The organism is Inquilinus ginsengisoli (genome assembly GCF_050434925.1).
GTDB lineage: Bacteria > Pseudomonadota > Alphaproteobacteria > DSM-16000 > Inquilinaceae > Inquilinus > Inquilinus ginsengisoli_B.
The window spans coordinates 1781103-1807143 of sequence record NZ_JBNDJK010000001.1; the positions used below are offsets into that span (position 1 = coordinate 1781103).

The following is a 26041-nucleotide window of genomic DNA, read 5'->3' on the forward strand; positions in this document are numbered from 1 at the left end:
TCCCGGCCAACCGGGCGCATTTCACAGCCCGGCCGCTCCCCCAAAACCGGCGGCGCCGACGCGGCAGCAGGAGGACGACCCGTGACCCAGACCCTCAACGGCACCGCCGGCAACGACACCCTCACCGGGACCAATCCGGGCGACGCGGCCAATCCGGACGGCATCGACATCATCAATGGCGGCGCCGGCAACGACACGCTCAGCGGCCTCGGCGGGAACGATATCATCTGGGGCGGCGCGGGCGCCGACGCCATGAGCGGCGGCACCGGCATCGACACGCTCACCTACGCCAACGCCACCTCGGGCGTCGCGGTGGCCCTGAACGCTGCCGCCGGAGGGGGCGAGGCCCAGGGCGACACCATGAGCGGCTTCGAGAACCTGATCGGCAGCGCCTTCGACGACCAGCTGGCCGGCGACAGCGGCCACAACGTGATCAGCGGCGGCACCGGCAACGACTACGTCCAGATCAGCGGCGGCGGCGACGTGCTGGATGGCGGCGCCGGCAGCGCCGACATCCTCGACATCCGCGTCTGGGGTTCGGCCCTCACCGTCAACCTGGTCGCCGGGACGCTGACCGGGACCGGAACCGGGGGCGCCACCCTCTCCGGCATCGAGTGGATCCTGGGCTCGGGCTTCAACGACATCCAGACCGCCAACCAGGCCGTCAGCACCACCCTGGCGGGGGGCGGCGGCAACGACACGCTCAACGGCCTCGATGCCAACGACCAGCTCTACGGCGACAATTTCGCCGGCATCGGCGGCACCGGCACCGACACGCTGAACGGTGGGGCCGGCAACGACGTTCTCGAAGGCGGCGGGCTCGGCGACGCGCTGAACGGCGGCGCCGGCATCGACACCATCGCCTATGGCGGTTCCAGCGTCGGGGTGACCGTCAACCTGGCCACCTCGACCGCGTCCGGGGGCGAGGCCACGGGCGACACCTTCACCAGCATCGAGAACCTCACCGGTTCGAGCCAGGCCGACATCCTGACCGGCGACGCCGGCGCCAACACCCTCAATGGCGGCGGCGGCGCCGACCTGCTCGACGGCGGCGCCGGGGCCGACGTGCTGAACGGCAGCTTCAGCGCCGACACGGCGACCTACGCCGCGTCCGCCGGGGTGACCGTCAATCTGACGGCCGGCACCGGCATCGGGGGCAACGCCCAGGGCGACGTGCTGACCTCCATCGAGAACCTCATCGGCTCGGCCTCCGCCGACACGCTGACCGGTTCCGCCGCGGCCAATATCCTCGACGGCGGCAACGGCAACGACACGCTCCAGGGCCGCGCCGGGGCCGACACGCTGACCGGCGGCGCCGGCACCGACACGGCGAGCTATGGCGCCTCGGCGGCCGCGGTCGTGGTCACGGTCAACGGCGCCGCCTCAGGCGGTGACGCCGACGGCGACACCCTGTCCGGCATCGAGAACCTGATCGGCTCGGCCCTCGCCGACACGCTGACCGGCGATGCCGGGGCCAATGTCCTGTCCGGCGCCGACGGCAACGACACGCTCCAAGGTCGCGGCGGCGCCGACGCGCTGCAGGGCGGCAACGGCACCGACACCGCCTCCTATGCCGCCTCCGCCGCGGCCGTCAGTCTCAGCCTCTCGTCCAACACCGCGACGGGCGGCGACGCCGAGGGCGACAGCTTCAACAGCATCGAGAACATTGTCGGCTCGGCCCTTGCCGACAACATCAATGGCAGTGCCGGGGTGAATATCCTGGATGGCGGCGCCGGCGACGATCAGCTGGCGGGCCGCGGCGGAGCGGACGTCCTGCGCGGCGGGGCCGGCAGCGACACGGCCTATTACATCGCGACCGGCAGCGTCACGATCAACCTGGCCACCAACACCGCCACGGGCGGCGATGCCGCCGGCGACACCTTCGACAGCATCGAGAATCTCTCCGGCTCGAACCAGGCCGACAGCCTGACCGGCAATGCCGGGGCCAACATCCTCGACGGCATCGACGGCAACGACCTGCTCAATGGCGGCGCCGGGGCCGACACGCTGATCGGCGGCGCGGGCACCGACACGGCGACCTATGCCGCCTCCGCCGCGGGCATCACGGTCAGCCTCTCGACCAACACCGCCCTGGGCGGCGACGCCGCGGGCGACAGCTTCAGCGGCATCGAGAACATCACCGGCTCGGCCTTCGCCGACCTGATCAACGGCAACGCCGGGGTGAATGTCCTGGTCGGCGGCGCCGGTGACGACGTGCTGTCGGGACGCGGCGGCGCCGACGACCTGCAAGGCGGGACCGGCACCGACACGCTCGACTATGTCGCGTCCGCCGCGGCCGTAACGGTCAACCTCGCGGCCAGCACCGCCGCGGGCGGCGATGGGACCGGCGACACCTTCAGCAGCATCGAGAACGTCTCCGGCTCGAACCTCGCCGACGCCCTGACCGGCAATGCCGCGGCCAACGCCCTCTCCGGCGCCGGCGGGGACGACCTGCTCGTCGGCGGCGCCGGGGCCGACGCGCTGAATGGCGGCGCGGGCATCGATACTGTGAGCTATGCCGCCTCCGCCGCCGCGGTCGTGGTCACGGTGAACGGCGCCGCCTCGGGGGGCGACGCCGCGGGCGACACACTGACCGGCATCCAGAACCTGACCGGCTCGGCCTTCGCCGACACGCTGACCGGCGACGCCGCGACCAATAATGTCCTGTCCGGGGGCGCCGGCAACGACACGCTCCAGGGCCTCGGCGGCGCGGACACCCTGCAAGGCGGGGCCGACAGCGACACGGCCGCCTATCTTGCTTCCGCCACGGGCGTGACGGTCAACCTCGCCACCAACACCGCGACCGGCGGTGATGCCCAGGGCGACACCTTCAGCAGCATCGAGAACCTTTCCGGCTCGAACCAGGCCGACATCCTGATCGGCGATGCCGGGACCAACATCGTCGACGGCGCCGGCGGCAACGATACGCTCCTGGGCCTCGGCGGCGCCGACATCCTGTCCGGCGGCGACGGCAATGATTCGCTCGACGGCGGCGTCGGGGCCGACGCGCTGCAGGGCGGCGCCGGCATCGACACCGCCTCCTACACCACCTCCGGCGCCGCCGGGGTCGTGGTCACGGTCAATGGCGCCGCCTCGGGCGGCGACGCCGCGGGCGACACCCTGTCCGGCTTCGAGAACTTGACCGGCTCGGCCTTCGCCGACACGCTGACCGGCGATGCCGGGGCCAACGTCCTCGACGGCGTAGACGGCAACGATACGCTCCGGGGCCTCGGCGGCGCCGACACGCTGTACGGCTTCGCCGGCAATGACCTGCTCGATGGCGGCGCCGGGGCCGACGCACTGGACGGCGGCGCGAGCACCGATACGGCGACCTATGCCGCCTCGGCGGCGGCAGTCGCGGTCAACCTGCTGACCGGCACGGGCACCGGCGGCGACGCCGCGGGCGACACGCTGACGGCGATCGAGAACCTCACCGGCTCGGCCCTCAACGACACGCTGGTCGGCAGCGCCGCGGCCAATGCGCTGGCCGGCGGCGACGGCAACGATACGCTCCGCGGCGGGGCCGGGACCGACGCCCTCAACGGCGGCAACGGGGCAGACACCGCCGATTACACCGGCTCGGCGGCGGCAGTGTCGATCAACCTGCTGACGAGTGCCGTCTCCGGCGGCGACGCCGCGGGCGACACGCTGACGGCCATCGAGAACGCCACCGGCTCGGCCCTGAATGACACGCTGACCGGCAGCGCCGCGGCCAATGCGCTGAGCGGCGGCGACGGCAACGATACCCTCCACGGCGGGGCCGGGGCCGACGCCCTCAACGGCGGCAACGGCACCGACACCGCCGACTACACCGGCTCGGCCGCGGCGGTCGCCGTCAACCTGCTGACCGGCGTGGGCACCGGCGGCGACGCCCAGGGCGACACCCTGGCGGCCATCGAGAACCTGATCGGCTCGGCCCTGAACGACACGCTGACCGGCAGCGCCGCGGCCAATGCGCTGAGCGGCGGCGACGGCAACGACACGCTCCAGGGCCTCGGCGGCGCCGACGCGCTGCAGGGCGGCAACGGCACCGACACCGCCTCCTATGCCGCCTCCGCCGTGGGGGTCACGCTCAGTCTCTCGAGCGGCGTCACCTCGGGCGGCGACGCCGCGGGCGACACCTTCAGCAGCATCGAGAACGTCATCGGCTCGGCCTTCGCCGACGCGATCAATGGCCAGGCCGGGGCGAATGTCCTGAGCGGCGGCGCCGGCGACGACCTGCTGGCGGGCCGCGGCGGCGCGGACGTCCTGCAGGGCGGGACCGGCAGCGATACGGCCGACTACATCGCGACCGGCAGCGTCACGATCAACCTCGCCACCAACACCGCCGCGGGGGGCGATGCCGCCGGCGACACCTTCGACAGCATCGAGAATCTTTCCGGCTCGAACCAGGCCGACATCCTGACCGGCAATGCCGGCGCCAACATCCTCGACGGCGTCGACGGCAACGACCTGCTCGACGGCGGCGCCGGTGCCGACACGCTGAATGGCGGCGCGGGCACCGACACCGCGACCTATGCCGCCTCGGCCGCGAGCGTCAGCCTCAGCCTCACCTCCAACACCGCATCGGGCGGCGACGCCGCGGGCGACAGCTTCAACAGCATCGAGAACATCATCGGCTCGGCCTTCGCCGACACGATCAACGGCGAGGCCGGGGCGAATGTCCTGAGCGGCGGCGCCGGCGACGACCTGCTGGCAGGCCGCGGCGGCGCCGACATCCTGCAAGGCGGGGCCGGCAGCGACACCGCCTACTACCTCGCGACCGGGAGCGTCACGATCAGCCTCGCCGCCAACACCGCCGCGGGGGGCGATGCGACCGGCGACACCTTCGACAGCATCGAGAATCTCTCCGGCTCGAACCAGGCCGACACCCTGACCGGCGATGCCGGGGCCAACACCCTCGACGGCGTCGACGGCAACGATACGCTCCAGGGCCTCGGCGGTGCCGATACGCTGCAGGGCGGCGACGGCATCGACACGGCGAGCTATGCCGCCTCCGCCGCGGGCGTCACGGCCAGCCTCGCGGCCGGCACCGGCACGGGCGGCGATGCCCAGAACGACACGCTGACGGCCATCGAGAACCTGACCGGTTCGGCCTTTGTCGATACGTTGACCGGCGACGCCGGGGCCAATGTCCTGTCGGGCGGTGACGGCAACGACCGGCTCCAAGGCGGCGCCGGTGCCGACGCGCTGCAGGGCGGGACCGGCAGCGACACCGCCTACTACAGCGCCTCGGCCGCCGCGGTCGTGGTCACGGTCAACGGCGCCGGTCTCGGCGGCGATGCCGCGGGCGACACGCTGATCGGCATCGAGAACCTGAGCGGCTCGGCCCTCAACGACACGCTGACCGGTGACGCCGCGGCCAACACCCTGAACGGGGACAACGGCAACGACATGCTCCAGGGCCTCGGCGGCGCCGACGCGCTGCAGGGCGGCAACGGCACCGACACCGCCTCCTACGCCGCCTCCGCCGCAGGCGTCAGTCTCAGCCTCTCCAGCAACACCGCGACCGGCGGCGACGCCGCGGGCGACAGCTTCAACAGCATCGAGAACATCATCGGCTCGGCCTTCGCCGACACGATCAACGGCGAGGCCGGGGCGAATGTCCTGGATGGCGGCGCCGGCGACGATGTTCTCGCGGGCCGCGGCGGCGCGGATATCCTGCAGGGCGGCGCCGGCAGCGACACCGCCGATTACATCGCGTCCGCGGCCGTCACGGTCAACCTCGCCGCCAACACCGCCACGGGCGGCGATGCCGCCGGCGACACCTTCAACAGCATCGAGAATCTCTCCGGCTCGAACTCCGGCGACATCCTGACCGGCAATGGCGTGGCCAATGTGCTCGCCGGCGGCAACGGCAACGACCTGCTCGACGGCGCCGCCGGGGCCGACACGCTGAACGGCGGCGCCGGCAGCGACACGGCGGCCTATGCCGGATCCACGGTCGGGGTCGCCATCGACCTGGCGAGCGGCGTGAACACGGGCGGCGAAGCTCAGGGCGACACGCTGACCGGCTTCGAGAACCTGATCGGCTCGGCCCTCGCCGACGCCCTGCGCGGCGACGCCGGGGCCAACAGCCTCGCCGGCGGGGCCGGCAACGACGTGCTCGTCGGGCGCGGCGGGGCCGACGCGCTGGACGGCGGCGCCGGGGTGGACACGGCGGACTATGCGGCCTCCGCCGTCGGGGTGGTCATCGACCTCATCGCCGGAACCGGCACCGGCGGCGATGCCGAGGGCGACACGCTGTTCCAAATCGAGAACCTGATCGGTTCGGTCTTGGCCGACACCCTGCGCGGCAATGCCGGAGCCAACGGCCTCGCCGGCGGGACCGGCGACGACGTGCTCGTCGGGCACGGCGGGGCCGACGCGCTGGACGGCGGCGACGGGGTCGACACGGCCGACTACGCCGCGTCGTCCTCCGGCGTGGACGTCGACCTGATCGCCGGCACCGGCACGGGCGGCCATGCCGAGGGCGACACGCTGGCCGGCGTTGAGAACCTAATAGGCTCCGCCTTCGCCGACACCCTAAGCGGCGGCGCGGCCGCGAACACGCTGACCGGCAGCGACGGCAACGACATGCTCTACGGCCGCGGCGGTGCCGATGTGCTGAACGGCGGCGCCAAGATCGACGCGGCCGGCTACTTCGAGTCCACGGCCGCGGTGACGGTGGACCTCGCGGCTGGCACGGGCACCGGCGGCGATGCCGAAGGCGACACGCTGACCAATATCGAAAACCTTGGCGGCAGCATCTTCAACGACACGCTGTCCGGCGATGCCGGCGCCAACGGGATCAATGGCGGGGGGGGCGACGACACCGTCGCCGGGGCGGGCGGCAATGACACCCTCTATGGCGGCGACGGCAATGACCAGATTGATGGCGGCGATGGTTGGGACACCCTGGAGGGCGGTGCTGGTGACGATCATCTGAGTGGCGGCACCTTCGGCGACATCCTGCGTGGCGGCGACGGCGCCGACCACCTGATCGGCGGTGCCGACAACGACACCGCCAGCTACTGGTTCAGCTCCGTGGGCGTGTCGATTAACCTCGAGACCCAGCTCAACACTGGCGGCGACGCCCAAGGCGATACGATCGACAATGATGTCGAATCGATCAACGGCAGCAACCACGACGACGTTGTGGTCGGAGACGCCCTGGCCAACGAGCTGGTCGGGTTCGGTGGGGCCGACACCCTCAGCGGCGCCGGAGGAGACGACACGCTGAGAGGAGGCGCCGGCGTTGACACGCTGAACGGCGGGGCCGGGGCGGACTATTTCAGCTACACCGCCGTCTCCGACAGCACAGCGTTCTCCACCGACACGATCCAGGACTTCCAACACGGCGATCTGATCTGGGTGCAGGCAATTGACGCTGACGGCAATGCCACGAATGGCGATATGGCCTTCAACTTCATCGGCACCAGCGCCTTCTCCGGCGCCGCCGGGCAACTCCGCTACGAGATCGCAGGCGATACCACGACTGTCTCGGCCGACGTGAACGGCGACAGCACTGCGGACCTCGTCATCCATCTCACCGGCGCGATCACGCTGCAGGGCTCCGACTTCTCGCTCTAACGCCTGGTGACCGGGGTGCCATCGTAGGAGGTGCAGGGCGGCGCTTCGCGCATCCCGGCGGTCGTCCTTGCGCCGCGCCCGGGCTGGTTCTTCGGCATGAACGGCTAAATCGGCGCCCACTGCTCGTCGTCGAGCCGAAACAGGGTGCTCACGAGGCGTCCTGCTCCTCAAAGTGATCCGGGAGCCAAGAGAATCATAGTTTGGCACACTAGTTCAATACGTTCATTGAGTTTTAAGCCCAGCATGAGCCGAGTCGGCAACCCTTACGACAACGCCAAGGCCGAGCGCTCATGCGCACGCTCAAGGAAGAAGAGGTCGACGGCGGCGCCTATCGCGATGTCGAGGACGCCCGGGCGGAGATCGGCCTGTTCATCGAGACGGTCTACAACTGACAGCGGCTGCACTCTGCGCTCGATTACCTCACGCCTGAGGAATATGAAGACAACTGGCCGCGACAGCGGCCGGGGCTCGCCCCGGCCGCTGTCGCACTCGCCGAGAACTGTCCCTGATTATCGTGTCTCACCCAAAGGGTGCACTTCAATCCTGTGCGCGATTGACGGCCTGGCGCCTGCTCAAATCCAAAACCCTCACTTGGCGGATCAGGCGGTTTACAAAGGCGGTCGCACAATGCGAGCCTTTCGGGCACTCGCGTGTGGTCACAATGATGTCTGCTCTCATGCCGGACGATGTTTCGTTTTGGAACTGACATCGATTGACCGAGCCGAGCGTCCGTAGTTATTATCGACTGCAGGTTAGTAGAACCATCTGAGTGGCATCGAGGAGCGAATGCGCATTTGGAGAATAAATCGACCATTAGATAATGAAGTGGGTTGGCGTGCTCAATACTATATTATGGGCCGCCAACGTGTAAAGTTGTTTTCCGATCTCAAATACGGTGGACCCGATCGTGCAAAAAAAGCGGCTGAAACGTTCGCTCTGGCCGACATCAAGGAACACGAGGAACTTCGAAATCTTAACCGACGATTGGAGCCTCGCCAAAATTCCCAGATTGGGGTGCCCGGGGTAGGTCGCTATGCGAGAAAAAAGGGCGGTCCATTTTGGGCAGCTTCCGTGTCTCGAGATGGCAAGAAACGCATGCGAAAATTTTCGGTGGGAATTCATGGGGAAGATCTTGCTCGCCAGTTGGCAATCGAATGTCGCGAGCAGATGGTTGTTGATGAGCGCAAACGGCAGTCAGATTTAGTACAGAAATACGCACCTCTCTTTGCTCAGACAAGTATCGCCGAGCGTAGTGAGCTAAAAACGCTCAATTTGAGATTGGAGCCGCGTCGCGATTCTCCAATTGGCATTCCAGGAGTGGGCCGCTATAAAAAACGAAAGGGCGGTCCCTTTTGGGCGGCCTTTGCAACTCGCAATGGAAAGAAATATATGCGCACATTCTCGGTAGGTGTTTACGGTGAAGATGGCGCCCGGCAGCTAGCTGTGGAAAGTCGTAAGCAGATGGTGTTGGAGGAGGTTGGCCGAAGGGCGGACTTGGTAGAGAAACAAATAACGAATACGAACAGCAAGAGCGACCCGGACGGATAATGTTGTGGTTGATCGCAGCCGTAGTCTCGTACTGGATCGGGCCACATGGGGTAGCTACAAGAACTGTGCGTAGGCGTCCGACATCTGAGAACACAAGAGCAACATCGCCAGATCAGGCAGCGGCTCGGGGCTCGGGCGGGGACCCGCGCAGGGGGCGGAAGGCGCCACTGGGCGGCAGGTCCTGGTGGTTCCAGTCGTAGGTGCCGGTCAGGTTGATGTGCTCCCAGATCTGCGGAGAGACATGGCGCAGGATCTCGTCCGGCAGGTCGTGGCCTTCGGCGCGCAGCTGGTCGACCGCCCGCGACAGGTAGACGGTGTTCCACAGGATGATGGCGCTGACCACCAGGTTGAGGGCGGAGGCCCGGAACGCCTGGCTCTCGAAGGAGCCGTCGCGGATCTCGCCGCGCTCGTGGAAGAACACCGCCCGGGTCAGCTTGTGCCCGGCCTCGCCCTTGTTCAGCCCGGCCCGGCAGCGGGCCCGCAGCGCCGGGCTGGAGTACCACTCGATCATGAACAGGGTGCGCTCGATCCGGCCGATCTCGCGCAGCGCCCGGGCCAGCAGGTTGGTCTTCGGCAGCGCCGCCAGCTTCTTCAGCACCACCGACGGCGCCGCCTCTCGGCCCTCGATCGACAGGCCGATGCGCAGCACCTCGTCCCAGGCCTCACGGATCGCCCGCTCGTCGATCCGGCCGCCGATGTGCTGCCGCAGCAGCGGGTCGGCGTCGGCGAAGGCGTACAGGCTCCAGTCCTTCAGGTTGCGCAGCCGCGGCACCAGGCGTCGGCCCAGCACCGCGAACAGAGCGAAGACGTGGTCGGTGGCGCCGCCGGTGTCGACATAGTGCTCGGCGATGTCGATCCGGCTCTCATGGCCGTAGATGCCGTCCAGCACATAGGCGGCCTCACTCTCGGTGACGCCGATCGGCAGGATGTAATAGTGCCCGTGCTGATCGGAGACCCAGGTGTAGAACTTGCCGCCAGGTCCGCTGCTGTAATGGGTGTTGACGTCGCTGCGCTTGCCGGCGCGGCCTGCGGCGGCAAAGAACTGGCCGTCGGAAGACGAGGTTGTGCCGTCGCCCCAGATCCGGGCGTAGGGATGCACCAGTTGGGCGTCGATGATCCGGGCAACGCCGGCCTTGAACGCCGGGTCATGGGCATGGAACTGGCGGCACCAGCCGATCTGTCGGGCGGTAACGCCGGCGGAGGCCTCGGCCATCCGCTTGGGCCCGAGGTTGATGGCGTCGGCGAGGATTCCCGCGTGCAGCGCCTGGATGTTGCGCGGCAGGTCGCCGGTGCGCAGGTGGGTGAAGGCCTCGGCGAAGCCGGTCCAGGCGTCGACCTCGGCGATCAGCTCGGTGATCCGGATCTGCGGCATGCGGTCAAGGATCAGCCATTTGGCGGCGTCGGCCGCCTTGGGCACCGAGGAACGATCCGGCGAGACCACCAGCTTGCCGTCGACCAGGCGGACGCCCTTGAGCTTGCCGGCGCGGGCGCGGTTCGCCAACTGCTGCAGCTTGAGGGCCAGTTCCTGCCGCTTCTCGGTGAGCCAGGCGACGGCATCGGGCGGCATGCCGAGGCGCAAGTCATCCGCTTCCTTGCGGGCCTTGACGGCGGCCGCCGGCACCAGGTCGGCGGCGAGCGGCCGGAAGGTGCGGCCGCCCTCGACCCAGACATCGCCCGAGCGCAGCCGGTCGCGCAGCACCGCCAGGGTCGCGACCTCGTACGGCTTGCGCTCCGGCTTGCCGGCGGCGAACACCGCCTTGCGGACCTTGTCCGCCAGATGGCCGACCGGGGGCCGGGCCGGGAGCACCCGGCGACCCTCGCGGTAGAGTTGGTCCAGCAGGTCCAGGGCCAGCAGCAGCGGATCGCTCCGCCGGGCCGAGCGGAACACGAAGGCCTCGATCAGCGCCTGGCCGCAGTGCCGGATCCGGTCCGACCGCGCCGCGACCTCGAGCAGCGGATCGGCATCGTCCGCGCCCTCGAAGCTCTCGAGCTCGGCTTGGGCCTGCATCAGGCGGTGCCACCCGATCCGCTCGTGCAGCAGCTCGATCGCGTCGCTGTCGGTGTCGTTGGCCTCGCTGAGGGTGCGCAGGATGGCGCGGAACAGCCCGAGGAGTTCCCCGGCGCTCCTGCCGGTCTCGAGGTGGCGCTTGTTCCGGCGCGAGCGGGCCCGAGCGAACTGCCGGCCCACCAACCGGCAGAACATCGCCACCGCCGCATCGGTCAGGCGGAAGCCAAGCTCGATCAACTGGGCCGCCACCGTGGCGCGGCGGCGACCGGCGTTCAGGTCGGCGGCGAGATGGGCCGGGGTGGCCTCGCCTTCGCGCACCAGCTGGCGCCAGCGGTCGGGGTGGATGCGCTCGCGGTGCCGGGGATCGGGGGTGGAGCCGCGGACGACGTGCAGCCGCTCTAGAAGCGCCAGCAGGTTCTTCTTCCCCGGTGCCTCAGGCAACGATTTGAGCCAGGCGAAGCGGGTGATCCGGATCGTGGGGTCAACCAGGAGCAACCGGTCCAGTTCCTCCAGCCGTTCCGCCGGCAGCCCGTCGAGCAGGGCCGCCTCCATGCGCCGCCGCGCAAGAGCCCGGGCGGCGCGGCCGATGCGGTCGAGTGTGTCGGCCGCCGGCAGCACCACGCGGCGGTCGCGCAGCGCCGCGATCATCGCCTCGGCGATCGGCTGCCCCTGGTCGGTGGCGTCGGCCGCGTCGAGGGCCGCGGCCAGTGCCGCGCGCCGGTCCTTCCGGGCCGCCACGTGCAGCCCGAGGTGGCGCTGCGCCTCGGCGGCGTGCTCGCGCCGGGTCTGATCTCTCTTGGTGTATTCGGCGAGAACGTCCGGGGAGACGTCGATCTGCTCCGCGACGAATGCGACCATCGTCTCCGGCAGCACCTCGTCATGAATCCAAGCCCGTCCAGGATGCCGCATCAGACACAGCTGAAGGGCGAGGCCAAGGCGGTTGTGCGGCGTCCGCTTCGCCAACACGAGATCGAGGTCTGCGGGATCCAACGTGCAGTGCCGGATCAACCCCTCTTCGTCCGTCGGCACGGCGAGCAGCGCATTCCAGCGATCAGACTTCAGCAAGGGACGACGTGACAAGATCGAACTCCGCTCAAAGATGGATGCCTGACCGTAACCGCGATTCGAGCCCGGGCACCGCGAGCCTTTCAAAAAGCACTTGCCATTCGGATCAATTCTGGAAGAGGTTTGTGAAAGGCCCAACGCGGCGGAGCGCCGTCAGCCCAGACAGGCTGCCGTAAACGGCCGTTATCGAAAGGCCCAGGGATCGTGCTGATCGGCTACGCGCGGGTGAGCAAGGGTGAAGAGCAGTCCAACGCCGCGCAGGCGCGAGCACTCGCCGAAGCAGGCTGCAAGCGTGTCTACGAGGAGCGCGCTTCGGGTGGCCGCTGGGACCGGCCAGAGCTGCACTTGATGCTCGACCGCCTGCGGGCGGGCGATACTGTCATCGTCTGGAAGCTCGACCGGCTGTCGCGCTCGCTGAAGGACGTGCTGCTGATTATGGAGACGATCGAAGCGGCCGGCGCCGGCTTCCGGTCGCTGACCGAGGCGATCGACACGACAACGCCGGCCGGGCGCATGATGATGCAGATGATCGGAGCCTTCGCTGAGTTCGAGCGAGCGATGATCCGGGAGCGGACCTCGGCCGGTCTCGCGCAAGCCCGGGCCGAGGGACGGATCGGCGGCCGCCCTCGGGCGCTGACCCCGGCCAAGCGGCGGGAGATCGCCGAGAGCGTGCTATCGGGCCGCAAGACCGGGGCCGACATGGCCCGGCTGTACGACATCAGCGAACCCACGGTTTCCCGCATCGTTGCCGAGCACCGCCTGATGGCGAAACCTACTGACGAGCCGCCGTAATGGCATGATAGACATTCAACGTCTCCAGGCGTTGGCTTCATGGGCCAAGCGTAGCACCGTTGTTGCTCGGCTGACTTTGGAGGCTGGGCGACCGCGAGGACAGCTCTCGACCCGCAGCGGAGCACGGCCCCCAGGGCCGTCCGCAAAGCGGACGTCCCCAGCGATCCATCTGTGCCCCAAAGCGGACCCCGTCGCGCGGATGGGCGACTGTCAGCGTTCCCTTCCGGGTGGTGGATGTGATGAGCATCAAGGGAAGCAGCCCAGTGGCGGCTTTCGGGCGGCCCACAGCCGGCCTGGCCGACCGAGATGGGCGGAAAGCTGACGATCGGGTCGGGCGCAAGAAAAGTCCGGATCGCGCGATCCTAAGCGGAAGTTGCGCAGGCAGGTCTGCATCGGGGCGATGTCGCCGGCCAACACCTTCCGGACCCCCTAAAAGCCAGACAAGTCCACTGGATAGCCTTCCGGAAATGGCCGGTTGCCAGCAGGCGTGGTCTGTCGGCCGGCATCGGTATCGTTCCATGACAGGCCTGGGGTGGTGTGCGAGGCTCTGATGGTCACGTCGTGCAGCCTCGGCACGTAGAGTTGGGTTCCCGCTACCGGGCCGGGGCCTGCTTTCCAGTCAATGTCGAAATACATGGAGTCGGCCTCGCCGGTGATATCGGTGATGATGCCCCAATTCGGCGACGGCACCGCGTCAGCGTAAACGATCGCGCCTTCCCAGGCGGCACGGCCCCAGATCTTCTTCCCATCGGACGAGGAGGATACCGCGGGAGCCGTCAGCCGCCGGCCGTCCCAGCTTACCCCGTCCTGACCGACGACCAGGCTTTCGGGCGGCCATTCGGCAAGGACCAGCCCGGCGCCGACAAATGCGCTGCCGCTGACATCCACCTGTTGCGCCGTCCACGATCCTTTGAACGCGAGCGGCGCGTGCTCGACGCCGCGGAGGGTTGAATCGATGGCGCGCAGTTGGCGTGGCGCGAGCCCGTAGCCGCTGGTCACATTGGAGTTCTTGAACAGCAGATAGTCCACGCCGGTCCCTTCATGCAGGCCCGCAGTCGTGGTGCCGTCGAACACGACCATGCTGACCAGCTTGTCCAGCTCGCCATCCGACACTGATCCACCGGCGACCCGAGCGAATCGGGCCTGCGTCGGCACGAAATGGGGGATGACGCAGTTCTCGAAGCTCATGTCGAGGGCAGCGGCAAAGAGCTTGCCTCCTAACCGGACCGTCTCGGCGTTGGGATTGACCAGGAATTCGATGTCCTTGATGCGTGCGCGCAATGTCAGACGCTGGTCGTCACGATCGATCGCATAAATCCGCGCGACGCCGAGGGAGTTCGGGTCCTGGAGGGTTTCCCAGTAGTTGTCCTTGTGCCTGTGCCGAAGAGGCCGGTCCAGGACGACCCTCCTGCCGCTGATGGACACCACCTTCGCGTATTCGAAATAGCGGATATTGGGGGGGAAACCATACATCTGCTGGTCATAGGAACCGACCATCACGTAGCGGCCGATTGGGAGACTGCGGGCGTCGCTCGCCTCCTTTAGCATCACCGCATCATCGCCGGCGGCGGTGGTATCGATCTTATAGCCGATCGATCTCGGCTGCTCGCAGATCCAATCGCCGGCCGGACCAACGCATTGGAAATATTGCCGCCCTAGCTGCAGGGTGGCCGAGGCGATATGGTAAGGGTTGTTCGACACGATGTTGCGCAACTTCGCGCGGACGCCGGGAGTGTCGCTCCGGATCTCGAGGAACTGGATGCCGAAGGTCCAGCGATTGTTCACATAGTCGTACTGGCGGCCGCCATGAAAGATGATCATCGGCCTCAGATTGCCGTCTCCCACCGCCTCCTGATCGAGGACGATCGCGCGCCGAATCTTCATCAGGACTTCGGTGTAGTCGGCGCCAACCGGCATGCCGTACTCACCGGAGTCGACCACATAATCCCTGTGAAGAATGGCGCTCTTGGTCCGATTGGCGGTGACCCCGGCCACCACCTCGAGTGTGACCGGGAAGTCTGCGACCCTCGAGGTATTCCCGCGGTTTCGCACGGATGTCTTGAAGCCATATGTGCCGACGGCCAGCGGCGTCCCGATCGACAGCATGCCGGTGTTGACATCCACGGTCACGCTCGCAGGCGCGTCCGAGATCGAATAGGTATAGGCGTAACCAAATTCCGAGCCACCCCAGGCTTCGAGATAGCCGACCGGGCCAGTTTCCATCGACGAGATGACGAAGCGGGATTCGGAGAGCCATTTGGCCGGGCTTGCGGACGAGGACGTGCCCGGATACGCCGTCGCTGCCGAACACACCAGGAGCAGCGCGGCGCAGATGAGACGCTTGACGATTGTGCTCCCTCGCCTCGTCATTGCTTCTGCGGCTCAGCTACCATCAGCATGTTCGGCGCCAGCCAACGAGGCAGCCACGAGAATGGCAGACTGCTGACTTCTCTGATCGGCGCATTGTGTCGGATCGTCTGCGCCAGCCAGCGCCAGTCGAAGCCGATATGCCAGACCGTGTGCGTCGGGATGCGGTCCATCTGATAGAGCCCGGCCCAGAACGTCTCGCGCAGGGTACCAGAGCCACGATTGTAGCCCATCAGAGCCGAGCCGCCGTTCTTGATCCAAACCGCCGGCCCCACCTCCACCGGTACCGTCACCACGAAAAGCTTCGGCCGCACGATGCGGCAGACATTCTCGATGATGCGGACGACGGCGCCTTCGGGGATGTGCTCCAGGGTCTCCAGCGCGAACACGATGTCGGCGCTGTCAGGCTGATAGTGGCTCGGATCGGCTGCATCCGCCTGCACGAACTTGCAGTTCGGACGATGCCCATGGTTGCGGCGCGCCGCATCCAGGTACTCGGCGCTAAGGTCGATGCCGGTGTAGTCGACATCATAAGCACTGAGCAGCGGCCCCACGGCCGTGCCCGGGCCGCATCCGATATCGAGTGCCCTAACCGAGCGCCCCTTCATCGTGGCGCTGAGCTCGCCCGCAAGGCGGAGGAGCGATGCGTATCTGCCAGAGTGAATAAACGTTGTGATCTTGTTGAAATTTTGGTTGCGCTCATACTGCGAGATCTCGGAAACGTCGCTCATGTAAAAACTGCCCCTCTCCGGAGAAAGGGACAGCATAGCGAGACAAGTCGGCCGGTGACGATTCAGCCGACGGTGGTAGGATCAGAATCCGAAGGTGGGTACCGGGTATCCGACCGGGCCAATTGCGTTGCGCCGTCCCTGGTGCCTCATGGTGTGAGGCTCCGGTCTGGTTGAACAACATCCCGGCTGTCGCGGTGCTTGCGCGTTGGCGATGACTCATGCATCCAGACGTTTCAGGTTCCCTGCCGGGAGCGGCAGCTTTGGGTCGCGTCCGGTCATGTCCGCTCTCGGGAGCCCATCGCAGTGACGGTTATTCACCCTTTGCCGACAGCACGGCCGCGGCACCACCATCCTCAGTGGGTCCGCTTTCCGGCCTATGGAGACGGTCGGGGTGCCTGCCGAGGCACTCGCTGCATTATGCCAAGGACGCGCGCTCGCGATTAGGTGACCATGGTCAGGATCGGGCGCATGCGCTTCACCGACCATGCGGTTCAGAGCAGCTTCATGATTGGTTGCTTCTTTGTTCCTCGATGTCGGACGCTTACGCACTCCTCTTGTAATGACCCCCACATGTCCGTCGTGGGGGCGGCGGTTACGGTCGCTGCCTTTCGAAGGTGCCCGGCCATCCGGCTGATGCCGACCGAAGGAGCGCCCCGTGACCGAGGTCTGGAAGCCTTCATGCCTATTGATGCGCGAAGTTGCGCAATGCTGTGCCGAATTGAGGTGAAAGCTGGCGTCCGTGTCCTGGCCTCGGAGCAGTGCACGCAGTTCACTCGACTTGAGCGCCGAGGATAAAGCTACCGCCAGCCGTCCGTGTGGAGATCGATGATGTCAACCAACATGCATCGCACGGAAGGCGTTAGCACGCCCGAGTGGACCCGAGAGGATCAAGCGCTTCTGTGGCAAATCGCAAGCGTTGCTGAGAACCGCGTCTGTTTCGGCATACTATCATCTTGCCGCGTCGCGAACCTACCCCTTTGCAGGGACTTCGCCGCCTTCCAGGTAGATGTCCGCGGAAGCACTGTCAACGCGGCCCCAATAAGCCGAACGAAGCGGAACCACCACCCAAACGGCTCCGTCACCGTCGTTACCAGATTCGTCCGCTTCTGGCGGGAGTCGAGCCGAGCAGTCGGCAAGCGAGCCTTCAAACACAATCGATCCGTTCCGAAGAAGCTTGTACATATCAGTAACCTAAGTTTGATCGTTGAAAGATACAGAATACAGGGTGCCAGGACTGAAGTCCATATCCGCGCCCAGATTGGGAAGGAAGAGTTCCATGCTGCTGCGCAGGGCTCAGGTGCTTGTCGAGATTGGCCGCGATGAACGGTCTCCGTTCCGGTGATAAGAGAGACGACGGGGTGCCACATGCGCTGGCACCCTGGCCGTGTGCGCTAGAGCAGGAAGTCGGAGCCCTGCAGGGTGACCGCACCGTCGAGATGAATGACGATGTCGGCGGTGCCGTCGCCATTCACATCTGCCGAGACCGTCGTGGTGCCGCTGTCGATTTCATAGCGCAGTTGCCCGGCGGTGCCAGAGAAGTCCGCAGCGCCGATGAAGCTGAAGGCCGTGTCGCCATTCCCGGAATTGCCGTCGGCATCGATCAGGCTTAGCGAGATCACATCGAGGCCGTGCTGGAAGTCCTGGATCGTGTCGTCCGCCGCAGCGGTGCTGTCGGAGATGGCGGTGTAGCTGAAATAGTCCGAGCCCGCCCCGCCGTTCAGCACGTCCGCGCCGCTGCCTCCCCGGAGGGTATCGTTGCCGCCGGCGCCGGTGAGGATGTCGTCGCCGTCAAACCCGATCAGCGCGTTGCCCAGAGCGTTGCCGGTCATGACATCGTCGTGATTGCTGCCGTTTATCGTCTCGATGTCGCTGGCGATGGTGTCACCCTGCGCCGCGCCGCCGGTGTTGACCTGGGTCTGGAGGTTGATCGTCACGCCCACCGCGCTGTCCCAATAGCTGGCGATGTCGTAGTCGGCACCGCCGGTCAGCTGGTCGGCACCGGCGCTGCCGCGCAGGATGTCGCCACCGTCGCCGCCGATCAGGTGATCGTCGCCATTGCCGCCATAGAGCGCGTCCCAACCGCCGCCGCCGTCGAGCACGTCGTTGCCGTTCAGGCCCACCAGCATGTTCGCTGCGCCGGCGCCGGTCAGAGTGTCGTCGAAGGCGCTGCCCTGCAGGTTCTCGATCGCGTGCAGCAGGTCGCCCTCGGCATAGCCACCGCTGCCGGCGCCGGTCGCCAGGTTGACCGTTACACCAACGCCGCTGCCGTTGTAGTCCGCAATGTCGATACCGACGCCGCCATTGATGTCATCGGCGTCTTCGCCGCCATTGATCGCGTCATTGCCCACGCCGCCGGTGAGCGTATCGATACCCGCACCGCCGGTGAGCGTATCGGCGCCGAGGCCGCCGTCGGCATGGTCATTGCCGTTGCCGCCATAGAGGGTGTCGTTGCCAACGCCGCCGGCAATAGTATCGTTGCCACCCCCGCCATTGATTTGGTTGGCGCCGATATCGCCGGTCAGGGTGTCGTCGAAGACGCTGCCACCTAGATTTTCGATGCTGGTCAGACGGTCGCCTGCGGCGTCGCCGCCGCTAGCGGTGCCGGCCCCGAGTTCAACCGTCACCGCGGCGCTGGAGTTGAAGTAGCCGGCCGCATCCGTGCCATTGCCGCCGTCGATATCGTCGGCGCCGGCACCGCCGACGATGTTGTCGTTACCCTCCTCGCCGGTCAGCATGTTGGAGTTGCCGTCGCCATACAGTTGGTCCGACTGGGCCGAGCCGATCAGGTTCTCGATGCCGGACAGCGTGTCGCCCTGGGCATCGCCGCCGGTACCGGTTCCCGCGATGAGATCGACAGTGACCCCGGTGGCAGAGGCGGCGTAGCTCGCCGTGTCGGTGCCGGCGGCGCCGGAGATCTGGTCTGCCCCGGCGCCCCCGGTGAGCAGGTCGTTGCCGAAGCCGCCGAGCAGGATGTCGTCGCCGGCCAGCCCGTCGATGGTGTCGTTGCCGTCGGAGCCGAGCATGCGGTCGGCCCCGGCCCCGGCCACCAGCGAGATGCGGAACACGTCGAAGCCGGTGCCGTTGCCCTCGGCGCCCATGCCGGTGTCGGTGGCCTGCGTCTGGAAGGTGACGTAGTGCCCGTCGGCCGAGATCTGCGGCGTGTTCGAAAGGTCGTTCAGCTCCGTCCCGTCGGCGGCGACGGACAGGCGCGTCACCGTGCCGGTCACCGTGTCCTTGAGGAAGATGTCGCGGAGCCCGTTGGTGTCGCCCTGCACCAGGTTGCTGGCCAGGCTGAAGAACACGACGTAGAGCCCGTCGGCGGAGATCGACGCCTGGCTCGAGAGTGCGTCGCCCTGGCTGCCGCCGCCGGCAGTGGAGACGCGGGTGGTGGTGTTGGTCTGCAGGTCGCGGACGAAGATGTCGGTGACGCCGTTGGTGTCGCCGGCGACCAGGTTGGTCGCGTTGCTCTCGAACACCACATAGCGGCCGTTGCCGGAGATCGAGGAGCCGAAGGACGTGCCGTCGCCCGACACGCCGCCGGTGGAGACCGAGACCAGGGTGGTGGTGCCGGCGGCGATGTCGCGGACGAAGACGTCGGTGACGGCGCCGTTGGTGTCGGTCGCGACCAGGTTGCTGGCGGAGCTGACGAAGGAGGCGCGGTTGCCGTCGTCGGACAAGCGGGTGACCAGGGAGTTGCCGTTGGCCTGCGACTCGTCATCCGCCACCGAGATGCGGGTGACGACGCCGGTCGACAGGTTCTTGACGAAGGCGTCGCTGAAGCCGTTGCTGTCGCCCGCGGCCAGGTTGGTCGCGGTGCTCTGGAAGCCGATGAAGGCGCCGTTGCCGGTGACGTCGACATTCTGCGACGCGCCGTTCGCCTCGCCGCCGACGGAGGTGGTCGAGACCCGGGTGGTGACGCCCGTCTGCGTGTCCCGCATGAAGACGTCGAGAACGGCGTTGCCGTCGCCGCCGACCAGGTTGGTCGCGGTGCTGTTGAAGAACACATAGCGGCCGTCATGGGTGACCGCGGCGACGCTGGAGACGTTGTTGCCCTGCGTCCCGCCGGTCGCGGTCGAGATCAGCGTGGTGGTGCCGGTCTGCGTGTCGCGCAGGAAGACATCGAAGAAGCCGTTGAGATCGCCGCCGACCAGGTTGGTCGCGGTGCTCTGGAACACGACATAACGGCCGTCGGCCGACATCACGCCGCCGGTGGCGACGTTGTCCGCGCTGGTGCCGCCGGTGCTGACTGAAATCCGGGTGAGCGAACTGGCATTGACGGTCATACGGAAAGCCTCCCCATCGATTCTGCTGACGATGGCGGCCCTTGGCCGGGAAAAACGCCACCGGGAAAATCAGAAACAAAACAGAGTTATACGAACAACAATCATACGAGTAATGAACGTGGGTTCACGTCGCCGACCCTCAGGGTTCTACACGCTCCGCCGACTTTGGGGAAGTGTCGGGAATTCCGTATAAGGGCGGGCGGTTGAACACTCAGGCCGCCATGGCGCTCGTGAAGCGTCCGCCGAAGAGCACGGCGAACTGGGCCGAGACCATCATCCATTCCCGGGGCGGCATCTTCCACTCCTTCTCGGAGTGGTTCAAGATCCGAAGCAGCAGTTTGATCGCGGCGGCGGCGGTCGGGAAATGGCCCCTGCCGCGGACGGCGCGGCGCAGCTTGGCGTTCAAGGCCTCGATCGCGTTCGTGGTGTACAAGATCTGCCGGACGTCGGCGCGAAAGGCGCAGAACGGCACGACCTCGCTCCAGGTTTGTCGCCAATTTTTGCCAATGGCCGGATAGCGGCGGCCCCAGAGCCCGTCCTCGAAGGCGGCGAGCGCGGCCTCGCGGCGGCGTCGACCGCCCGGCAGATGCCCTTCAGCGCCGCGGCCACGGCCTCGCGGTCCTTCACGGGACGAAGTCCAGGATATGCCGCAGCAGAGATGGACGATGCAGGCCAGGACCGTCGTCTTGGGGAACACGGCGGTGATCGCCTCCGGGAAGCCCTTCAGCTGTCGACGACGGCGAGCAGCACGTCCTCGACGCCACCGGGCCTTCAGCTCTGATGGAGAATCGGCATGGCCTGCTGGTCGATGCGTGCCTGACCCAGGCGGACGGGCATGCCGAGCGGGTGGCGGCCCTGCACATGATCGAGCCGCACGCCGACCGGCCGCGGGCGATCACGCTCGGTGCCGACAAGGCCTATGACGCGGAGGACTTCGTCAATGAGCTGCGCTCGATGAACGTCACGCCGCACGTGGCGCAGAACACCAGCGGGCGCCGTTCCGCGATCGATGGGCGCACGACCCGGCATGCCGGCTATGGAGTCAGCCAGCGCCTGCGCAAGCGGATCGAGGAGGCGTTCGGCTGGATCAAGACGGTCGCCGGACAACGCAAGACCCGGTTCCGCGGCCGCGACCGTGTCGGCTGGGCCTTCACCTTCGCTGTCGCCGCCTACAACCTGGTGCGGCTGCCGAAGCTGCTCGCCGCATGATGGCCGTCGGTGATCACCCGCTCGTCGGCCAATGGCGGATCGTCGAAGCCGATCTGTGGGATCACGGCTATCTCGATCTCTGCGGCCCCGCCACGGTCACCATCGGCGCCGACAACCGCGGCGAAATCGCCTTCGGCGCGATGCAGGCCTCCCTCGACCTCAGCTACAGCCCTTCGATGGTCTTCTTCTCGTGGGCCGACCGGCAAGGAGCGCCGCGTCAAACGCTGGGAGCATGAAGCCGTCATCGACGCCATGCAGCAGCGAATGGATCGGGCGCCGGAGGCCATGCGCATCCGCCGCCAGACGGTCGAGCACCCGTTCGGCACCCTCAAGGCCTGGATGGGGGCCACCCACTTCCTGACCCGAGGGCTACAGCGGGTCAGCACCGAGATGAGCCTCCAAATCCTGGCCTACAACTTCAAGAGGGTGATCTCCATCCTCGGTGTGGCGGGCTTGCTGCACGCCATCCGGGCCTGACATTCGAACTGCCGAACCCGCTGCCACAGCCAAATGCCGACGAAACCCTCCCCGCTCATCAAACTCGCGTTTCCACACGGCCTCGGTCGAATCGGGTCAGATCCGCCTTCCGGAGCCGAGGCCGATGGCCGCTATCGGGTAGCCTCCGGTCGGCCCGGCTGACCGGGAGGGCGGAAACCGCACCCAAGAGCGCCGAATAGCAAGGTCGAGAAAAACCTGAGCCGGCAGCGCAGCGGTGAGGTCTCCGCAGCCAAAGGGGAGAGCTCGTTGTGCAATCCGCGCCTGTCGAGCAGATTGACGGAGTCTCCGGCGCAACGACGGTCAAGAGCTCACTATGCCTGCTTCCGCTCAAGAGCGCGTCTCGAAAGCTCTCACCGACTTGAAGCGGGAGACGCCGATTCCCGTCCGTACGTCTCCGCCACGATCCCTCGCGGACCAGATGAGCGCATACGCCACGCCCGGCGTCAGCATCGGTATCGTCGATCGCTCCGAAATGGTCTGGGAGGGTGGGTTTGGCGTCGGCCTCGCAGGCTCCTCGACGGCGGTTGCCGCCGACACGCTGTTCCAGGCGGGCTCCGTCAGCAAGCCGGTGTTCGCCACCGCGGTGATGCGGCTTGTCGAGCGCGGGCTGCTCGATCTCGACGAGAATGTGAACACCTATCTCACCTCCTGGCGCATCCCGAGCAACGGCGGATGGTCGCCCGGGTCACTCTGCGTCAGCTCCTGAGCCATTCCGCGGGAACGAGCGTGCGTGGCTTCCCCGGCTATCCTGCGGCCGGTCCATGGCCGAGCGTCACGGAGGTGTTAGACGGCGCATTGCCGGCCAATACCCCGCCGGTGGTCGTGGAGGGCCTGCCGGGCGTCGCATTCCGGTATTCCGGGGGCGGGACGACGATTGCCCAGCAGGTCGTCACGGATGTGCTGAAGCGGCCCTTCCCGGAAGCGATGAGGGAGCTTGTCCTGGACCCGTCCGGCATGCGCCACAGCACCTACGACCAGCCGCTCCTGCCGGCGGAGGCGGCGCGGGCGGCGAGCGGCCACTCTTGGAACAGCGAGCCCGTGCCCGGCGGCTGGCACGTCTATCCAGAGATGGCGGCCGCAGGGCTCTGGACGACCGCCGGCGACCTGGCACGCCTCGGGGCCGAATTGATGCGCATCCTCCAAGGCCGCGGCTCCGCACTCGGGCTCAGGCGCGAGACGGTTGCCGCCATGCTGCGTCCCCAGCTGACACATCAGGAGGTGGGCCGGAACTTCGTGGGGATCGGCTGGTTCTGCGATGGGCAAGGCGAGGCCTTCCAGTTTGGGCATCGGGGTGACGACGAGGGTTTCCTGGCCAATATGCAGGTGTATCCGGAGCGGTGCGCCGCCGTCGTCGTGATGATCAACTCGATGCAGGGCTGGCCGCTGCTGGACGAAATTCCGGCGGCGCTGGGGCGGGCGTTCGGATGGACCGATCGTCCCGACGCCGCGGCGGAGGTCCCGGCTTCGGAGGTGAAGGAGTACCTCGGCAGCTACCGCCACCCCGGCGGTGCGACGATCCGGGTCGCTCTTGCCGGAGATGGTTTTGGCTTGGCACTTCGATTCGGATCTCAGGCGCCGGTGCCGCTGGTCCGGCACGCCCGCGATGCCTTCACCTCGCCCACAACCGATCTGCGGGCCTCCTTCGATCGGGACGCAAATCGCCGATGCCGGGCGCTGATCCTCACGCAGTTCGGCACGGAGCTGCGGTTCGACCGGCATCGATGACGTGGCCGGTGCTTGCATAAAAATAGCGATATCCGAAGCGTCGACACCCATCGGAATCGGTTCAGGCCACGGCGGGTATTAGCCCTCCCGAGCCGCGGCCTGGCGGCAGGGGAGGCGAAGAACGGCAGTGTCGGGCGACAGTCTTCCGGTCAACGAGTGCCGACTTGCGCGAGATATGGCAGCTAGTCTGCAAGCTAAAAATGCGAAGACGGGGATGATGGCTGCCGTACAAGCTCCTACTCCTTGCAGATTGTGCTGAAGAGCTGCCTCAATCGCGAGAGAACCCACAACATTACGACCAATAACCCAATCAGGACCGGACCGCCAATTGATAAACCATTGACTACCTCGCCAGTAGCAGGAAGGCCGATCAACATTTCTCACAGCATTCTCTTGGCAGCCCGAAATGCACATCATACGCACTCCCCCAAAGGTCTTCATCGGGCCGCGTACGGTCACGTCCGCCTCGAGGCACCAGCTGCAATGGCCGGTTCCAGGCACCCCTGGCCGACGGAGATGGGTGTGAAGGCCGGTTCCCGCCATTTTTGCCTCGTGTCCGGAATCGAGGCGGCTCGGCGATGGCGGGATATGGCGCCACTCCGGTCGGCACCGCGCTGGATTGAATAGCGAAGCTCTTCTTGGCGCTGCCGGACCCAAACGCGCGCCGGCCGCTCCGGTTCCACCCGTATCAAGATCGGAGACCGTGCTTTCGGCTTTCCATCCCTATTGATTCTAGGTATCAAGAGATGCCTCGAACTACGAGGCTAGGGGATGATCCATGTCGACACGCAGAACCAATCCGAACTTCATGAATGGTGTGCCGGAGCTGCTGATCCTGCAGCTGATTGGCGACCGGGAGATGTATGGCTATGAACTGGCACAAGCGATTCGAGAGCAAACCGAGGACGCGATCTCGCTGGGCGAGGGCGTCGTTTATCCAGCGCTCCACGCGCTCGAACGCGACGGCGCCCTAACCTCGCAGCGACGGATGGTGAACGGCCGAACCCGCGTTTATTACACGATCACGCCCAAAGGCCGGACGCGCTTGGCCGACCTGGCCGCGAGCTGGAGCCGGGTGACGCGTGCGATTCAGAGCGCGTTCGTGGGAGGGAAATATGTCGAAGCCATTTGAGGAACTGCGGGAGCGATTGCTGCGCGCCGGTGTCGCGCCCAGACATGTCTGCCGCTACATCACCGAACTCGAGGAGCATCTGACGGACCTCACCAGCAAACTGGATTGGGATACGGACACCCGAGCCCAAGCGGAGCGACTGGCTCTGGCCCGGATCGGCAACACCGACGTGCTCGCAGAGGTGATGCTAGAGCGGCCGGAGTTCCGCTCTTGGGCTGCCCGCTTGCCCTGGCTGGCGTTCGTCGTCGTGCCGCCGGTGATTCTTGCTGCGTGCGTGACCGCGACCGTGCTGATCCTGATTCTGGCGGTGCGCTCGTTCGGCCTCGGCGGCAACCCGGACGTCCATCTGGTCCCGCCCGGCTGGTTCGCGGTGCTGGGCCAAGGCGCAGGCGCCTTCAACACCTATGTCCTGCCGGTGCTGTTGGGCTGGGCAATCGCGATCAGCGCCGCGCGGCAGCGGACGCGGCTGCTATGGCCTATCGTCGGCATGATCGCGATCGCCCTTGTTGGCAGCATTACAAGCCTTGAGGTAGTCCTCCCGGCATTGCCGGGCGCCGGCGGCCGGATCGCAGTGGGCGTCGATCCGCACGCGTTGGTGTCGAACGTCACGCCGATGCTCGAGCTGCTGGCAAGCCTTACGCTGACGCTGGTGCCCTATCTCGTCTGGTCAGCCGGCGCCACAAGAGCGTTGGACTTCTGACCCGACCTCGCCTTGGCGTCGATGCGGCCTTAGCCAAAGCGTGGATACCCTGATCACGCCCCGCGCCACCGACCTCGCGCGGGGTGGTTGGGAAGCGCAGGTGAGGGAGGCGACATCATCGGGCATCGCTCGCCAGGTGGCGTCCATAGGTCGAGCTAGGCCGATCCGATTGGTAGACATCTGCAGTTGAATAGGATCTTGTGCACGTCGGGCGAACGTCATCGACAACCGGCGCCCAACCCTGGCCCGCTCCGGATAGCTTGCAGCTTAAGGAGCGGGCCAGCGGTTCACCAGCAGGCCGCGCCCGAGCTGAATAGTTCGTGCATTGCTGTGCCCGACAACGCACCTGCAACTCCGCCAGCCTGCTGCAAGCAGTCATTCTATCGATGTCGTCGTGGCGTCCGCACCGAG

The 26041-nt window shown here is 66.8% G+C and carries 13 protein-coding genes and 2 pseudogenes; 10 read left to right on the forward strand and 5 right to left on the reverse strand.

The features are described from left to right. Positions 1 to 81 precede the first annotated feature (81 nt). Together QFZ27_RS08665 and QFZ27_RS08670 are read left to right on the forward strand one after the other, a co-directional pair. On the forward strand, positions 82 to 7572 hold the full coding sequence (locus tag QFZ27_RS08665) for a hypothetical protein (protein WP_429225766.1): 7491 nt from the start codon (positions 82 to 84) through the stop codon (positions 7570 to 7572). Positions 7573 to 8358: 786 nt separating this feature from the next. Further along, positions 8359 to 9120 carry an AP2/ERF family transcription factor gene (locus QFZ27_RS08670; RefSeq protein ID WP_429225767.1) on the forward strand — a complete coding sequence of 254 codons (762 nt, stop codon included), beginning with the start codon at positions 8359 to 8361 and terminating at the stop codon, positions 9118 to 9120. A 112-nt stretch (positions 9121 to 9232) separates the two neighbouring features. Here QFZ27_RS08670 and QFZ27_RS08675 read toward each other — a convergent pair whose 3' ends face one another. Then, positions 9233 to 12331 carry a Tn3 family transposase gene (locus QFZ27_RS08675; protein WP_429225768.1) on the reverse strand — a complete coding sequence of 1033 codons (3099 nt, stop codon included), beginning with the start codon at positions 12329 to 12331 and terminating at the stop codon, positions 9233 to 9235. A 66-nt stretch (positions 12332 to 12397) separates the two neighbouring features. Between QFZ27_RS08675 and QFZ27_RS08680 the strand changes: the two genes are divergently transcribed. Further along, complete coding sequence (locus QFZ27_RS08680) at positions 12398 to 12985, forward strand: recombinase family protein (protein ID WP_429225769.1); 588 nt, start codon at positions 12398 to 12400, stop codon at positions 12983 to 12985. Between the two features lie 429 nt (positions 12986 to 13414). Here the strand turns inward: QFZ27_RS08680 and QFZ27_RS08685 are convergent, their stop codons facing one another. The 4 genes from QFZ27_RS08685 to QFZ27_RS08700 all read right to left on the reverse strand — a co-directional run bounded on the left by QFZ27_RS08685 (position 13415) and on the right by QFZ27_RS08700 (position 21063). Further along, positions 13415 to 15355 (reverse strand): hypothetical protein, encoded by a 1941-nt coding sequence (locus QFZ27_RS08685; RefSeq protein WP_429225770.1) that lies wholly within the window; start codon positions 15353 to 15355, stop codon positions 13415 to 13417. Then, positions 15352 to 16083 (reverse strand): class I SAM-dependent methyltransferase, encoded by a 732-nt coding sequence (locus tag QFZ27_RS08690; RefSeq protein WP_429225771.1) that lies wholly within the window; start codon positions 16081 to 16083, stop codon positions 15352 to 15354. The genes QFZ27_RS08685 and QFZ27_RS08690 overlap by 4 nt, the downstream gene beginning before the upstream one ends. Before the next feature lie 1391 nt (positions 16084 to 17474). Continuing rightward, positions 17475 to 20366 carry a beta strand repeat-containing protein gene (locus QFZ27_RS08695; RefSeq protein ID WP_429225772.1) on the reverse strand — a complete coding sequence of 964 codons (2892 nt, stop codon included), beginning with the start codon at positions 20364 to 20366 and terminating at the stop codon, positions 17475 to 17477. A gap of 211 nt (positions 20367 to 20577) precedes the next feature. After that, the gene (locus tag QFZ27_RS08700; protein ID WP_429225774.1) at positions 20578 to 21063 is read right to left on the reverse strand and encodes a transposase; all 486 of its coding nucleotides are present in this window, start codon (positions 21061 to 21063) and stop codon (positions 20578 to 20580) included. Positions 21064 to 21143: 80 nt separating this feature from the next. Between QFZ27_RS08700 and QFZ27_RS08705 the strand changes: the two are divergent. The 7 genes and pseudogenes from QFZ27_RS08705 to QFZ27_RS08735 all read left to right on the forward strand — a co-directional run. Beyond that, positions 21144 to 21575, forward strand: a pseudogene (locus tag QFZ27_RS08705) (transposase); the annotation flags it as partial. Beyond that, the gene (locus QFZ27_RS08710; protein WP_429232542.1) at positions 21572 to 21811 is read left to right on the forward strand and encodes a hypothetical protein; all 240 of its coding nucleotides are present in this window, start codon (positions 21572 to 21574) and stop codon (positions 21809 to 21811) included. The pseudogene QFZ27_RS08705 and the gene QFZ27_RS08710, both read left to right, overlap by 4 nt. Continuing rightward, a pseudogene (locus QFZ27_RS08715) lies at positions 21783 to 22052 on the forward strand (transposase); the annotation flags it as partial. The gene QFZ27_RS08710 and the pseudogene QFZ27_RS08715, both read left to right, overlap by 29 nt. A 439-nt stretch (positions 22053 to 22491) precedes the next feature. Further along, positions 22492 to 22779 (forward strand): serine hydrolase domain-containing protein, encoded by a 288-nt coding sequence (locus tag QFZ27_RS08720; RefSeq protein ID WP_429225775.1) that lies wholly within the window; start codon positions 22492 to 22494, stop codon positions 22777 to 22779. Beyond that, positions 22746 to 23798, forward strand: a complete 1053-nt coding sequence (locus tag QFZ27_RS08725) for a serine hydrolase (protein WP_429225777.1) — start codon at positions 22746 to 22748, stop codon at positions 23796 to 23798. The genes QFZ27_RS08720 and QFZ27_RS08725 overlap by 34 nt, the downstream gene beginning before the upstream one ends. 778 nt (positions 23799 to 24576) lie before the next feature. Continuing rightward, positions 24577 to 24930, forward strand: coding sequence for a PadR family transcriptional regulator (locus QFZ27_RS08730; RefSeq protein ID WP_429225778.1), 354 nt, complete (start codon positions 24577 to 24579; stop codon positions 24928 to 24930). After that, positions 24914 to 25630: a hypothetical protein gene (locus tag QFZ27_RS08735; protein ID WP_429225779.1), complete on the forward strand. Its 717-nt coding sequence runs from the start codon at positions 24914 to 24916 to the stop codon at positions 25628 to 25630. The genes QFZ27_RS08730 and QFZ27_RS08735 overlap by 17 nt, the downstream gene beginning before the upstream one ends. Positions 25631 to 26041: the final 411 nt, after the last annotated feature.

What these genes read in the sequence shown, in the direction of transcription:
- QFZ27_RS08690 (WP_429225771.1), bottom strand. Translation starts at nt 16,083, where the DNA reads ATGAGCGACGTTTCCGAGATCTCGCAGTATGAGCGCAACCAAAATTTC.
- QFZ27_RS08735 (WP_429225779.1), top strand. Translation starts at nt 24,914, where the DNA reads ATGTCGAAGCCATTTGAGGAACTGCGGGAGCGATTGCTGCGCGCCGGT.
- QFZ27_RS08670 (WP_429225767.1), top strand. Translation starts at nt 8,359, where the DNA reads ATGCGCATTTGGAGAATAAATCGACCATTAGATAATGAAGTGGGTTGG.
- QFZ27_RS08725 (WP_429225777.1), top strand. Translation starts at nt 22,746, where the DNA reads ATGGTCGCCCGGGTCACTCTGCGTCAGCTCCTGAGCCATTCCGCGGGA.
- QFZ27_RS08720 (WP_429225775.1), top strand. Translation starts at nt 22,492, where the DNA reads ATGAGCGCATACGCCACGCCCGGCGTCAGCATCGGTATCGTCGATCGC.
- QFZ27_RS08695 (WP_429225772.1), bottom strand. Translation starts at nt 20,366, where the DNA reads ATGACCGTCAATGCCAGTTCGCTCACCCGGATTTCAGTCAGCACCGGC.
- QFZ27_RS08685 (WP_429225770.1), bottom strand. Translation starts at nt 15,355, where the DNA reads ATGACGAGGCGAGGGAGCACAATCGTCAAGCGTCTCATCTGCGCCGCG.
- QFZ27_RS08730 (WP_429225778.1), top strand. Translation starts at nt 24,577, where the DNA reads ATGTCGACACGCAGAACCAATCCGAACTTCATGAATGGTGTGCCGGAG.
- QFZ27_RS08710 (WP_429232542.1), top strand. Translation starts at nt 21,572, where the DNA reads ATGATGGCCGTCGGTGATCACCCGCTCGTCGGCCAATGGCGGATCGTC.